Source organism: Amycolatopsis australiensis (assembly GCF_900119165.1).
Lineage (GTDB): Bacteria > Actinomycetota > Actinomycetes > Mycobacteriales > Pseudonocardiaceae > Amycolatopsis > Amycolatopsis australiensis.
The window spans coordinates 1,902,474-1,915,815 of sequence record NZ_FPJG01000006.1; the positions used below are offsets into that span (position 1 = coordinate 1,902,474).

13 protein-coding genes and 1 pseudogene are annotated in these 13,342 nt (G+C 71.8%); 11 read left to right on the forward strand and 3 right to left on the reverse strand.

The annotated features are described in order from the left end of the window. Positions 1-6: 6 nt before the first annotated feature. Positions 7-894, forward strand: a pseudogene (locus BT341_RS10425) (alpha/beta fold hydrolase); the annotation flags it as partial. Positions 895-923: 29 nt separating this feature from the next. Then, on the forward strand, positions 924-1,520 hold the full coding sequence (locus BT341_RS10430; RefSeq protein WP_072481887.1) for a TetR/AcrR family transcriptional regulator: 597 nt from the start codon (positions 924-926) through the stop codon (positions 1,518-1,520). A 6-nt stretch (positions 1,521-1,526) separates the two neighbouring features. On the opposite strand, the gene BT341_RS10435 is transcribed toward BT341_RS10430, so the two are convergent. After that, complete coding sequence (locus BT341_RS10435) at positions 1,527-2,675, reverse strand: citrate synthase 2 (RefSeq protein WP_072476085.1); 1,149 nt, start codon at positions 2,673-2,675, stop codon at positions 1,527-1,529. A gap of 290 nt (positions 2,676-2,965) precedes the next feature. Here BT341_RS10435 and BT341_RS10440 point away from each other — a divergent pair, with 290 nt between their 5' ends. From BT341_RS10440 to BT341_RS10465, 6 genes are read left to right on the forward strand one after another with little or no spacing between them, the layout of a single operon-like run. After that, positions 2,966-3,268 (forward strand): urease subunit gamma, encoded by a 303-nt coding sequence (locus tag BT341_RS10440; protein WP_020641633.1) that lies wholly within the window; start codon positions 2,966-2,968, stop codon positions 3,266-3,268. A gap of 10 nt (positions 3,269-3,278) precedes the next feature. Further along, on the forward strand, positions 3,279-3,584 hold the full coding sequence (locus BT341_RS10445; RefSeq protein WP_072476086.1) for an urease subunit beta: 306 nt from the start codon (positions 3,279-3,281) through the stop codon (positions 3,582-3,584). Further along, complete coding sequence (locus tag BT341_RS10450) at positions 3,585-5,300, forward strand: urease subunit alpha (protein ID WP_072476087.1); 1,716 nt, start codon at positions 3,585-3,587, stop codon at positions 5,298-5,300. After that, the gene (locus tag BT341_RS10455; protein WP_072476088.1) at positions 5,300-5,971 is read left to right on the forward strand and encodes an urease accessory protein UreF; all 672 of its coding nucleotides are present in this window, start codon (positions 5,300-5,302) and stop codon (positions 5,969-5,971) included. Before BT341_RS10450 ends, BT341_RS10455 begins: the two co-directional genes overlap by 1 nt. Then, entirely contained in the window at positions 5,961-6,647 is a 687-nt protein-coding gene (gene ureG, locus BT341_RS10460; protein ID WP_072476089.1) for an urease accessory protein UreG, read from the forward strand. Before BT341_RS10455 ends, ureG begins: the two co-directional genes overlap by 11 nt. After that, a complete protein-coding gene (locus BT341_RS10465) occupies positions 6,644-7,336 on the forward strand; it encodes an urease accessory protein UreD (protein ID WP_072476090.1) in 693 nt (230 codons plus the stop codon). Before ureG ends, BT341_RS10465 begins: the two co-directional genes overlap by 4 nt. A gap of 48 nt (positions 7,337-7,384) precedes the next feature. Here the strand turns inward: BT341_RS10465 and BT341_RS10470 are convergent, their stop codons facing one another. Further along, positions 7,385-8,485, reverse strand: coding sequence for a lipase family protein (locus BT341_RS10470; RefSeq protein WP_072476091.1), 1,101 nt, complete (start codon positions 8,483-8,485; stop codon positions 7,385-7,387). Between the two features lie 89 nt (positions 8,486-8,574). Here BT341_RS10470 and BT341_RS10475 point away from each other — a divergent pair, with 89 nt between their 5' ends. Next, a complete protein-coding gene (locus BT341_RS10475) occupies positions 8,575-9,285 on the forward strand; it encodes a TetR/AcrR family transcriptional regulator (RefSeq protein ID WP_072476092.1) in 711 nt (236 codons plus the stop codon). Between the two features lie 43 nt (positions 9,286-9,328). On the opposite strand, the gene BT341_RS10480 is transcribed toward BT341_RS10475, so the two are convergent. Continuing rightward, positions 9,329-10,996 carry a purine-cytosine permease family protein gene (locus tag BT341_RS10480; RefSeq protein WP_072476093.1) on the reverse strand — a complete coding sequence of 556 codons (1,668 nt, stop codon included), beginning with the start codon at positions 10,994-10,996 and terminating at the stop codon, positions 9,329-9,331. 229 nt (positions 10,997-11,225) lie between these two features. Between BT341_RS10480 and pdxH the strand changes: the two genes are divergently transcribed. Both pdxH and BT341_RS10490 read left to right on the forward strand, forming a co-directional pair. Beyond that, positions 11,226-11,903 carry a pyridoxamine 5'-phosphate oxidase gene (gene pdxH, locus BT341_RS10485; RefSeq protein ID WP_072476094.1) on the forward strand — a complete coding sequence of 226 codons (678 nt, stop codon included), beginning with the start codon at positions 11,226-11,228 and terminating at the stop codon, positions 11,901-11,903. Between the two features lie 173 nt (positions 11,904-12,076). Beyond that, positions 12,077-13,342 carry an MFS transporter gene (locus BT341_RS10490; protein ID WP_218177831.1) on the forward strand — a complete coding sequence of 422 codons (1,266 nt, stop codon included), beginning with the start codon at positions 12,077-12,079 and terminating at the stop codon, positions 13,340-13,342.

Genomic DNA, 13,342 nt, shown 5'->3' on the forward strand with positions numbered 1-13,342 from the left:
GACAGAATGTCTCACAAGTGGGTCACCGCCACCGACGGCGTCCGGCTCTCCGTCACCGTCGAAGGCCGCGATGAGGGACCGACGGTCGTGCTCGTGCACGGCTACCCCGACAACAGCTCGATGTGGGCCGGGGTAGCCGCCGAGCTGGCCGCGAAACACCGCGTCGTCACCTACGACGTCCGCGGCGCGGGACGGTCGGGCAAGCCGCCGGGACGCGCGTCCTACCGGCTGGACCAGCTGGCCGACGACCTGCGGGCGGTCGTCGACGAGGTGCGCCCGGAGGGCAAGGTCCACCTCGTCGCCCACGACTGGGGATCGATCCAGGCCTGGCACGCCGTGACCGGCGACGGCCTGCGCGGCCGGATCGCCTCCTACACGTCGATCTCCGGCCCGAGTCTCGACCACGCCGGCGCGTGGTTCCGCGCGCAGCTGCGCCACCCGACGCCGCGACGGCTCAAGAACGCGCTGAGCCAGTTCCTGCACTCGTGGTACATCCTCGCGTTCCAGGTGCCGCTGATCCCGGATCTGCTGTGGCGCACCGGCCTGATGGGCAAGCAGATCCAGCGGATGGAACCGGACGCGGCGCCGCCGGAGCGTTCCGACGGCCTGTACGGGCTCCAGCTCTACCGCGCGAACATGTTCACCCGGCTCTCGCGCCCCGCGCCCCGCCCGGCGGACGTCCCGGTGCAGGTGCTGGCCCCGGCAGGCGACGCCTACGTCACCGCCCCGCTGCAGACGGAGATCGCCCGCTGGGTGCCGGACCTGCGGATCCGCCGGATCGCCGGGACGCACTGGGTGACCCGCGCCCGCCCGGCGGTCGTGGCCCAGGCGGCCGCGGAGCTGATCGAGTACGCCGAAACCGGCGTCGAGAGCGAAGCGCTGCGCGCCGGCCGGCCGTCGTGACCGAGCGCCGTCCGCGCCGGATGTCGCCGCAGGCGCGCCGCGACGACCTGATCCGCGCCGCGCTCGACCTGTTCGGCTCGCGGGCGCCGGAGCTGGTGACGGTGGACGACATCGTCGCGCGCGCCGAGGTGTCGCGGCCGTTGTTCTACCGGTACTTCCCGAGCCTGCGCGAGCTGCAGGTCCAGGCCCTGCGCACGGTCACCGACGGGCTCATCGACGGCTTGGCCGGGCTGGCGGAGGGGCCGCCGGAGGCGCGGCTGCGCGCGGCCGTCCGCGGCCTGGTCGACGTCGCCGGCCACTACCGGGCGGGCTACATCGCCTTGCTGCGCAGCGGATCCGTCATCGCCACGTCGGAAACGGACGCGGCGATCGACGAGGTCCGCAACCACGCGGTGGCCCTGATCCTGGACGCGCTGGGCGTCACGGACCCGTCGCCGCTGCTGTCGCTGACCCTGCGCTGCTGGACGGCGGTCGTCGAAGGAGCACTGCTGAGCTGGCTGCAGGAACGCGGCATCGCGCGCGAGGACCTGGACGGCTGGCTCGTCGACCAGCTCACCGCCATGCTCGCCGCGACCGCGCGCCACGAGCCGGCCGGTCCCGTGCCGGCCGGCTCGTGACCGGCGTCAGTGCTTGGTGACCAGCTCCCAGCCCTCGACGTCCTCGGGGCTGCGCGGCGCCGGGCCGACGTACTTGGCCGACGGCCGCACCAGGCGTCCGGTCTTCTTCTGCTCCAGGATGTGCGCGGCCCAGCCCGCCGTGCGGGCCGAGCTGAACATCGCGGGCATCATGTGCGGCGGGACCTGCGCGAAGTCCAGGATCACCGCGGCCCAGAACTCGACGTTCGTCTCGATCGGGTGGTCCGGACGCCGCTCGCGCAGCTCCTTCAGCGCCGCCTGCTCCAGCGCGGCGGCCGCCTCGTAGCGGGTCGCGCCCAGCTCCTGGCAGGTCCGGCGCAGCACGCGCGCCCGCGGGTCCTCGGCCCGGTAGACGCGGTGACCGAAGCCCATCAGGCGCTCCTTGCGGTCGAGGATGCCCTTGACCAGGCCCTCGGGGTCACCCGTGCGTTCGACCTCTTCGATCATCGGCAGCACCCGGGCTGGGGCGCCGCCGTGCAGCGGGCCCGACATCGCGCCGATGGCGCCCGACAGCGCGGCCGCCACGTCGGCGCCGGTGGACGCGATGACGCGAGCGGTGAACGTGGACGCGTTGAGGCCGTGCTCGGCGGCCGACACCCAGTAGGCGTCCAGCGCCTTGACGTGCGCCGGGTCCGGCTCGCCGCGCCAGCGGACGAGGAACCGCTCGGTGATCGACCGGGCCTCGTCGACGCGGGCCTGCGGCACGGCCGGCTGGCCGATGCCCCGCGCCGACTGCGCGACGTAGGACAGGGCCATCACCGAGGCGCGGGCCAGCTGCTCGCGGGCCTCTTCGTCGGTGATGTCGAGCAGCGGCCGGTAGCCCCAGATCGGCGCGAGCATGGCCAGCGCGGCCTGGACGTCGACCCGCACGTCCCCGGTGTGCACCGGCAGCGGGAACGGCTCGGCGGGCGGCAGGCCGTGACCGAACCGGCCGTCCACGAGAAGGCCCCATACGTCACCGAAGGTCACCTTGCCGGCGAGGTCCTCGATGTCGACACCGCGATAGCGCAGCGCGCCGCCGTCGCGGTCGGGCTCGGCGATTTCGGTGTGGAAGGCGACGACGCCCTCCAGACCCGGTCGGAAGCCGTCGTCGGGTTGGCCGGACGGCTGTGGCTTGCTGATCGTGGAGGTAGTCACTGTTTCGCGGAACCTTTCGGTGCGCTTTTTTTCCCCGTCTTGGTGGTGGTGCTCGCGCGGACGGAATAGCGCACGGAAAGCGCGCACCATCGCACGGATGGATAGACCTTGCTCCCTCGGCCGCCGGGGGGCAATCGAAAGAAGCGGTGGTTTCGGTCACGATTACGAGAACGATTCAGTCACCGAGGCCGACGAACAGGAGAATCTTCACCACGCAGTGTGACGAGGCCCAGGTAAAACCTGTGTTTCCGAACCGGGCGGCGGCGTGGTCCGGGTGATAGACCTAGCGGATGCACCTCAGCCCGCAGGAGCGCGACAAGCTGCTCATCCACGTGGCGGCCGACGTCGCGCGGAAGCGGCTGGACCGCGGCGTCCGGCTCAACTACCCGGAGGCGGTGGCGCTGATCACCGACCACGTCCTCGAAGGTGCCCGTGACGGGCGGACGGTGAGCGAGCTGGTCGCGAGCGGCCGGACCGTGCTCTCGCGGGCGCAGGTACTCGACGGCGTGCCGGAGATGGTCGACTCCGTGCAGGTCGAAGCCACTTTCCCGGACGGCACGAAGCTCGTCACCGTGCACGACCCGATCGTCTGAGAGGTCCCGGATGCGCCCTGGCGAAATCATCCCCGGCGACGAGCCGGTCGAGCTGAACCCCGGCCGCGCGCGCGTCCGGCTCCTGGTCCGCAACCTCGGCGATCGGCCGGTGCAGGTCGGCTCGCACTACCATTTCGCGGCCGTCAACCCGGGTCTCGAGTTCGACCGGGACGCCGCCCGCGGCCACCGGCTGGACGTCCCGGCGGGGACGTCGGTGCGGTTCGAGCCCGGCGTGGAGCGGGAAGTCGATCTCGTTCCGCTCGTCGGCGCCCGCCGCGTGCCGGGCCTGCGGTCCGAGTTCGCCGGGGAGTTCTAGATGCCGCAGATCGACCGTGAGCGCTACGCCGAGCTGTTCGGCCCGACCACCGGCGACCGGATCCGGCTCGCCGACACCGACCTGCTCATCGAAGTCACCGAGGACCGTTCGATGGGGCCCGGCGGCTCCGGCGACGAAGTGCTCTTCGGCGGCGGCAAGGTCATTCGCGAGTCCATGGGCCAGGGCACGGCCACCCGCGCCGAGGGCGCGCCCGACCTGGTCATCACCGGCGCGGTGATCCTCGACCACTGGGGCGTGGTCAAGGCCGACGTCGGCGTGCGCGACGGCCGGATCGCCGGCATCGGCAAGGCGGGCAACCCGGACACGATGGACGGCGTCGACCCCGCACTCGTCATCGGCCCGTCGACGGAGGTGCTGTCCGGCAACGGCAAGATCCTCACCGCCGGCGGCATCGACTGCCACGTCCACTTCATCTGCCCGCAGCTCGTCGACACGGCGCTGGCCGCCGGGCTGACCACTTTGGTCGGTGGCGGTACCGGTCCGAACGAGGGCACGAAGGCCACCACCGTCACACCCGGCGCGTGGAACCTCGGCCGGATGCTGTCCGCCATGGACGGTTATCCGGTCAACGTCCTGTTGCTGGGCAAGGGAAACACCGTCCGGCACGACGCGTTGCGCGAGCAGCTCGCGGCGGGCGCGGGCGGGTTCAAGCTCCACGAGGACTGGGGCAGCACACCCGCGGCGATCGACGCCTGCCTGACGGTGGCCGACGAAGCCGGCGTCCAGGTGGCTATCCACACCGACACGCTGAACGAAGCGGGCTTCCTGGAGTCCACCGTGGACGCGATCGGCGGGCGCTCGATCAACGCGTACCACACCGAAGGTGCCGGTGGCGGGCACGCGCCGGACATCATCGAGGTCGTCTCGTTGCCGAACGTGCTGCCGTCCTCGACCAACCCGACGCGGCCGCACACCGCCAACACGCTCGACGAGCACCTCGACATGCTGGTCGTCTGCCACCACCTCAACCCGTCGGTGCCCGAGGACCTCGCCTTCGCCGAGAGCCGGATCCGGCCGTCGACGATCGCCGCCGAGGACGTGCTGCACGACATGGGCGCGATTTCGATGATGAGCTCGGACTCGCAGGCGATGGGCCGGATCGGCGAGGTCATCATCCGGACGTGGCAGACCGCGCACGTGATGAAACGCCGTCGCGGCGCGCTGCCCGGCGACGGCGCGGCCGACAACCTGCGCGCTCGTCGTTACGTCGCCAAGTACACGATCAACCCGGCCATCGCGCACGGCATGGAGACCGAGATCGGCTCGGTCGAGGTCGGCAAGCTCGCCGACCTGGTGCTGTGGGAGCCGAAGTTCTTCGGCGTCCGCCCGCACGTCGTGCTGAAGGGCGGATTCCCGGCGTGGGCGGCGATGGGCGACGCGAACGCGTCCATCCCGACGCCGCAGCCGGTGCTCGCCCGGCCGATGTTCGGCGCGTCGATCGGGTCCGCGCTGAGCCTGCACTTCGTCGCACCATCCGCTTTGGACAGTGGGTTGCGCGAGACGTTCGGCATCACGCGGCCGCTCGTCGCGGTGTCGGACATGCGCGCGCGGACCAAGGCCGACATGGTGCTCAACGACGCCACTCCGGACGTCCGCGTCGAGCCGGACAGTTTCGCCGTGCACGTCGACGGCGAGCTGATCGAGCCGCAGCCGGTGACGGAACTGCCGATGGCGCAAAGGTACTTCCTGTTCTGATGGACCTCTCGGCGCTGATCCTCGCGGACTCCCGCTTCCCCGGCGGCGGCCACGTCCACAGTGGCGGGCTGGAGGAGGTCGTCGCCCGCCGCATCGTGACCTCCGTGCGCGACCTGCCGGGGTTCCTTTCCGGACGGTTGCGGACGGCGGGTTCCCTGGCGGCGGTTTTCGCGTCGGCTTCGGCGCACGCGGCTGTCACGGAGGGGAACTGGTCGCTGTTGGACAGTGAGCTGGATGCGCGCACTCCTTCGCTTGCGCAACGAGAGGCTTCCCGGGCGCAGGGCCGCGGGACCGCGCGGGCCGGGCGGATCGCGTGGCCGTCACCGGTGCTCGACGCGTTGCTGACCGAGACTCCACGGCCGCACCACCCGATCGTGCTGGGCGCGCTGGTCGGCGTCGCGGGCGGCTCGCCGTACGACGCCGCGATGGCCGCGGCCTACCTGTCGGTCAGCGGACCCGCGAGCGCGGCCGTGCGGCTGCTGGGGCTGGATCCCTTCGCCGTCAACGCGGTCGTGGCCCGGCTCGACCTGCACTCGGTTTGTGCGGAGGCCGCCGCTGTCGCGGGAGACGATCCGGCGGCGCTGCCGTCGCCGGGGTCGCCCGCGTTGGATCTGTTCGCCGAGGCACACGCCCGGCACCACCAGGAAGAGGTGCGTCTCTTTGCCAGCTGAACACGGTCACGGCCACTTCCACGAGGTCAGCTTCGACCCCACGGCCGCCGAACCCGACCACTACGACGCGGCGCCGACCGCGGGCCGCGCGTACCGGATCGGCATCGGCGGCCCGGTCGGCTCCGGCAAGACGGCGCTGACCGCGGCGCTCTGCCGGGCGCTGGGCGACGAGGTCGACCTCGCCGTCGTCACCAATGACATCTACACGACCGAGGACGCGGACTTCCTGCGCCGCGCGGGCGTGCTCGACCCGGCGCGGATCGAGGCGGTGCAGACCGGCGCGTGCCCGCACACCGCGATCCGCGACGACATCACCGCCAACCTCGACGCCGTCGAGCGGCTGGAGGAGAAGTTCCCCGGGCTGGACCTGGTGATCATCGAAAGCGGCGGCGACAACCTGACGGCGGTGTTCAGCCGCGGGCTGGCCGACAGCCAGATCTTCGTGGTGGACGTCGCCGGCGGGGACAAGGTGCCGCGCAAAGGCGGCCCCGGCGTCACGACCGCCGACCTGCTGGTGATCAACAAGACCGACATCGCCCACCTGGTCGGCGCGGACATGGCCGTGATGACGTCGGACGCGCACCGGATGCGGGGCTCGCTGCCGGTGATCACCCAGTCCCTTGTGGACACTCCGGACGCGCCGGCGGTCGCGGACTGGGTCCGCTCCCTGCTGTGAAGGCTCACGCGCGGCTGACGGCGTGCTTCGACGGCTCACGCACGGTGCTGCGGGAGCTGCGGTCGATGGCGCCGTTGACGCTGTTCCCGCGGCGTGGCCGCGGCTCGACGGCGGTGGTGCACCTGGTCAACTCGGCGACCTCGCCGCTGGGCGGCGACGAGCTGCTGCTGTCCGTGCACGTCGGCCCGGGTGCTTCGCTGCGCCTCTCCGGCGTCGCGGCGACGCTGGCCCTGCCCGGCCTGCACGGCGAACCGTCCGTGTCCACTGTGGACGTCACGGTGGAGGCGGGCGGCTCGCTGGAGTTCCTGCCCGAGCCGACGGTGGTCACGGCACGAGCCCGGCACACGGCGGTCTTCCGGGCCGCGCTGGCGTCGGACGCCTTCCTGCACACGCGGGAAGTGCTGGTGCTGGGACGGGCCGGGGAACGGCCGGGCTCGCTGACGACTTCCCTGTCGGTCACGCGGGGTTCGGTGCCGGTGCTGCGCCAGACACTGCCGATCGGGTCGGCCCTGGACGGGAGTGCGGCGGTGCTGGCGGGCCGCCGGGTGCTGGCGACGGACCTGGTGGTCGGCGGCCCGGAGCTGCCGGCGGCCTCCGGTGAGTGGTGGTCCCGCAGCCCCCTCGCCGCGGGCGGCACCCTCACCACATCCCTGGCCCCGGACGCGGTCACGGCGCTGGCCCCGTTCTGAGCAGCCCCCGTTTTCCACGCTACCGGGGGGCACCGACAGTTCCGGCCTTCAGAACTTCGTGCCCAGCCAGGTCATCGCCGCCGGGCCGCCGATCGACACCCCAGCGATGTGCTCCAGCAGCGGGAACTCCTGCCACGTCACGTCCGCGCCCAGTGACTTCCAGCGGTCACGCAGGCCCGCGCCGACGCTGAACGGGATCAGCTCGTCCAGCGTCCCGTGGTACAGGTACACCGGGACCTTCGGGGCCACCGTGCCCAGGTAGTTCTCCGTCAGCCGGGCCTGCCAGTGCGGCTCGTGGATCGGGTCGGGCACCGTCACGAAGTCCCGCAGGTGCGCGAACGGCGCCGCCGCGCCCAGCTCGATCGTGCACGCCTGGGACACCTTCGCCACCGCCGCCCGGCCGCGGTCGTTCAGGATCGACGCGAACGGCACGTCGTCGTACGCCGCCGCGAAGCCCGTCGCCGCGCCGAGGACCAGGCCGAACGCCGGCCCGCCGTCGTTGGCGCGGAACACCGTCTCCAGATCCGCCGGCACCCCGCCCGCCGCGACGCCGACCACGTGCACCGAAGGGGCGTACGTCGCCTGCAGCTCGGCCGCCCACGCCGCGGCCTGGCCACCCTGCGAGTACCCGAACACGCCCACCGGACCGGACGGCGACAGGCCGGCGCCGGGCACCTGGACCGCGGCACGCGCCGCGTCGAGCACCGCCCGGCCTTCCGACTGCCCGACCGCGTACGTGTGCGTCCCCGGCGTGCCGAGCCCTTCGTAGTCCGTGACGACGACCGCCCAGCCCTGCGACAACGCCTGGGCCAGCAGCGCGCTCTCGTTTTCGACGCCGTGCGCGAGGAGGTTCGATGGCGCGCACCGGTCGCCGAGCCCGTGCGTGCCCACCGCGTACGAGACCAGCGGGCGCGGGCCGCCGCGCAGCCACGGTGCCGGTGGCACCAGCAGCGTCCCGGAGACCGTGTCCGGCGTGCCGGTCGCCGACGTCGAGCGGTACAGCAGGTGCCACGCCCTGACCGGCGCCGGGAACGGGCCGACGAACACCGTCGCCGGCTGCTGTTCCAGCAGTGTTCCGGGATCCGCGTGCGCCGCGGGGGCGGTCACCACGGAAAGCAGGGCGACGGCGACCAGTAACCGACGAAGCATCGTTGCCTCCGGCTGTGTGGTAATCGAAGTTTTCACAACGTAGCCAGCCCGGTAGGATCTGGCAATCCCTCAGGAGGAGGAGACAACCGGTGGCTCGCACCTACGGCGGCGTCGCACCCGAGCAGCGCCGCGCCGACCGGCGGGAGCGGCTGCTCGCGGCCGGCCTCGAGCTGTTCACCTCGGCTGGGTTCCGGCACACGAAGATCACCGAGGTGTGCGCCCGCGCCGGGGTGTCGACGCGCAACTTCTACGAGGAGTTCACCGGGAAGGAGGACGTGCTCCGCACCCTCCACGACCGGATCAACAGCCTCGCGCTGGAGCAGGTCACCGCCGCGCTCGACAAGGTCGCCGACGCCGACGCCATGACCCGCATCGCCACCCTGCTGGACGTCTTCATCGACACGGTCACCGTCGACCCCCGGCTGCCGCGCCTCAACTACGTCGAAGCCGTCGGCGTCAGCGCGGAGCTGGAGCAGCAGCACCAGGTGTGGGTCGACCGGTGGGCGACGTTCATCGCGACCGAGGCGCGCCGCGCGGCCGCGCGCGGCGTCGCCCCCGACCGGGACTACCGGCTGACGGCGATCGCCCTGGTCGGCGCGGCCACCGGGCTGCTGCGCGAGTGGCAGGCGCACGAGCCGCCGCTGCCGGTGGAGGACGTCGGCGCGGAGCTGCGCGCGCTGATGCTGGCGGCCGTCATGCGGCCGGAAAAGATCTCGGAAATCCCGGGCAACCCCGGCGCGCTCCCGGACGTGAAGGAGTCGAGCCGGGAGGGGGACCAGGGGGGAGGCCGGCTCGCGTGAAGGCCCTTTCCCGGCGGGCGCCGGGAAAGGGTCTTCACGGACGTCACGCGGTGCGGACCGCCGGCAACCCGAGCTCGACCGGGCCTGACTCCTGGCACATGTCGTGGCAGGTCCTGTCGAGGGTGCAGCACAGCGAGCAGATCGGGCCGTCCTGCTTCGCGCAGTCCGCGACGTCCGGCAGCTCGTACGGGTCGCCGCAGGCCGAGCAGGTGTGCGTCGCGCGGAGATCGGCCCCCGGGACGGCGACCGTGTTCGGCCGGGCCAGGTAGTACTTGCCGCGCGTGGCCACGGCGAGCGCCGGCACGCCCACGATCGCGATGACCAGCGCCAGCAGCGGGCTGAACGCGGCCAGGACCGGACCGAACGCGCCGAAGTACGCCACGATCGACACCGCCGAGGCGACCAGCATCGAGCCGAACCCGACCGGGTTGATCTTGTGCAGGTAGGCCCGCTTGAACTCGATGTGGCGCGGCGAGAGCCCGAGCGGCTTCGCGATCACCAGGTCCGCGCAGACCGCGCCGATCCACGCGATCGCGACGTTCGAGTAGAAGCCGAGGATCTTGTTCAGGAAGCCGAACGCGCCGAACTCCATCAGCGCGAGCGCGATCCCGCAGTTGACCAGCACGTACCAGGCCCGGCCCGGATGGCGGTGCAGCACGCGGGAGAAGAAGTTCGCGAACGACAGCGATCCGGAGTACGCGTTCGTCGTGTTGATCTTGATCTGCGAGACGACGACGAACAGCGCGGCGAACGTCAGCGCCGCCGGCCCGAGCGCGGGTTTCACCGCTTCGAGGTACGGCGCGATCGGCTCGAGCGCGTGCGTCTTCCCGACCACGCCGAGCGCGAGGAAGGCCAGCAGCGCGCCGCCGAGCTGCTTCGCGGCGCCGAGGATCACCCAGCCGGGGCCGGCGGCGAGCACCGCGGCCCACCACGACCGCTTGTTCGCCGCCGTCTTCTCCGGCATGAACCGCAGGTAGTCGGCCTGCTCGCCGATCTGCCCGATCAGCGACAGCGCGACACCCATCCCGAAGCCGAACCCGACCGCGGAGAACCCGGCGCCGGCGCCGTCGGTACCCCCGAAGTGGGTGAATTCCGCGAACTTGCCCGGCTCCCGCACCAGCACGACGACGAACGGCAGCACCAGGCCGGCGATCCACAGCGGCTGCGTCCAGGTCTGCATCTTCGCCACCGCGCCCATGCCGTAGAGCGCGAACGGCAGCACGATCAGCGTGGCCAGCAGGTAACCGACCGGCAGCGGGATGCCGAGGGCCAGCTCGAAGGCCTGGCCCATGATCGAGCCTTCGAGCGAGAAGAAGATGACGGTGAAGCTGGCGTACACGAGCGACGTCAGCGTCGACCCGAAGTAGCCGAAGCCGGCCCCGCGGGTCAGCAGGTCCATGTCCACTCCGGACTTCGCGCAGGCGGCCGCGATGGGCACGCCGGTCACGAAGATGACGACGGCCGCGGCGAGGATCGCGAGCAGGCCGGAGGTGAAGCCGTAGGAGAGGACGATGCTGGCGCCGATCGCGAAGTCGGCGAGGTAGGCGATGCCGCCCAGCGCCGTCGTCGCGACCACGAACGGCGACCATTTCCGGAACGAATGGGCGGCGAAGCGCAGCGAGTAGTCCTCGCGGTTTTCGTTCGCCGCGAGCGGGGCGTACCGGCGTTTCGGCGGAGCGCTTTCTCCGGCGTTGGACAGGGTCTCGGTCATGCCTGCCTCCGGGGTGGTGGGGAACGGGCCGAAGGTAGGTGCGTCCTGTATCGATCCTGGTCCGGCGGGTAACGCGCGGGTTACGGCTTGTTGTCCAGCGGTTACGGCCCGGTGGCGGCGAAGGGGTGGCGGGTGTCACCGTTCAGTGGGTTCCGCCGCAGCTCGGAAGGCCCTAACGTGCCTAGAGCCGAAGTCGACTGATGCCCCGACCGGGCGTGGAGGTTTGGCGATGACGCCGGAGATCGAGGACCAGGTGGAAGACGCCGTGGTACGCCTGCCCGGAATGCGCGTCGCGTACGACGGAGCCGCGTTCGACGAATCCGCGCTGGCGGCCACCTGGACCGATCAGCTGCAGGGCTGGCTGAACCAGGCCGTGGCGGCGGGCATCGCCGAACCGAACGCGATGGTGCTGGCGACGGCGGACGCCGAAGGCAGGCCGTCGTCCCGCACGGTGCTGTGCAAGGGCCTCGACGAGCGCGGCGTGGTGTTCTACACGAACTACACGTCGGCGAAGAGCCACGATCTGACCGCGACCCGCTACGCGTCGGTGACGTTCCCCTGGTACCCGCTGCACCGCCAGGTCCACGTCCGCGGCGAGGTGGAGAAGGTCGGCGTCAAGGAGACGGCGGAGTACTGGGCCCAGCGGCCCCGCGGCTCCCAGCTGGGAGCGTGGGCGTCCCCGCAGTCCCGGGTGGTCGACGGCCGGCGCGCGTTGGACAACGCGCTGCACGGGATCGAGCGCCGCTTCGCGGACGTGGAGCGGATCCCGGCCCCGCCGCACTGGGGCGGCTGGCGCATCCGGCCGGACATGGTGGAGTTCTGGCAGGGCCGCGAGGACCGGATGCACGACCGCCTCCGCTACGTCCGGACCGACGACGGCTGGCACATCGAGCGCGTCGCCCCCTGAGTCCAAAGCGCCCCAAGGCGGCCTTGGTTGCGTCTGACGCACCGAAGGCCGCCTTGGTTGCGTCTGACGCACCGAAGGCCGCATTGGGGCGCTTTCCGGGGCGAGGTAAATCACGCGACCGGAGATAGTTAGCCGAGCTAAACTCGTTCGTTGTGACTGGTGAACCGGGGACCCTGCCACCTCGCTCGGGCCTGCGCAAACTCCTCGGCCGCATCATCGTCGACACCCGGCCGCTCAAGATCCCCGCTTTCCGGCGGCTCTGGCTGTCCACTGTGGTCACCGCCGTCGGGACGCAGCTGACCGCCGTCGCCGTGCCGAAGCAGGTTTTCGACCTCACCGGGTCCTCCGCCTACGTCGGCCTCACCGGGCTCGTCGCGCTCGTCCCGCTTCTCGTCTTCGGGCTCTGGGGCGGGGCCGTCGCCGATGCCGTCGACCGGCGGAAGCTGCTCATCGTCACCAACGTCCTCGTCGCCGTCACCTCCGCCCTCCTCTGGCTGCAGGCCTTCCTGAACTTCGGCTCCGTCTGGCTCGTGCTCGCCCTGCTCGCCGTCAACCAGGCGCTCTTCGCGATCAACATGCCGACGCGCGGTGCCGTCGTCGCCCGGCTCGTGCCGCCCGAACTGCTGCCGTCGGCGAACGCGCTCAGCTCCACCATGTCCACCTTCGGTGCCGTCTTCGGGCCGCTGCTCGCCGGAGCCCTCATCCCCGTCCTCGGCCTCTCGACGCTCTACCTGATCGACGTCGTCGCCCTCACCATCACCCTCCTCGCCGTCTGGCGGCTGCCGCCGATCCCGCCGCTCAACGGCCCCTCGCGCCGCGCCGGCGTCAGCGACGTCATCGACGGCTTCAGGTACCTCTCGACGCAGAAGGTCCTGCTCGCCTCCTTCGTCGTCGACATCATCGCGATGGTCTTCGGCATGCCGCGGGCGCTGATCCCGGAGATGGCCGAGCGCACGTTCGGCGACCCGCCCGGCGGCGGCCCCGCGCTCGGCTGGCTCTACGCCGCCCTGCCCGCCGGCGCGATGATCATCGGCCTGTTCTCCGGCTGGCTGACGCGCATCCACCGCCAGGGGGTCGCGGTCGTCGTCTCGATCTGCGCGTGGGGCGCGGCCGTGGCGGCGTTCGGGCTCGCGCACTCGCTGTGGCTCGCGGTCCTGTTCATGGCGGCGGCCGGCGCGGCCGACATGGTCAGCGCCGTCTACCGGATGGCGATCCTGCAGGTCGCGACCACCGACGAGATGCGCGGACGGCTCCAAGGCGTGTTCACGGTCGTGGTCGCCGGCGGTCCCCGGATCGCCGACCTCGTCCACGGCTGGGGCGCGGCCGCCTTCGGCACGACGGCCGCCGCCAGCGTCGGCGGCCTGCTGGTCATCGTGTCGGTGTGCGCGTCGATGTTCCTGCTCCCCGCGTTCTGGCGGTACCGGGCGCCGACTGCTTAG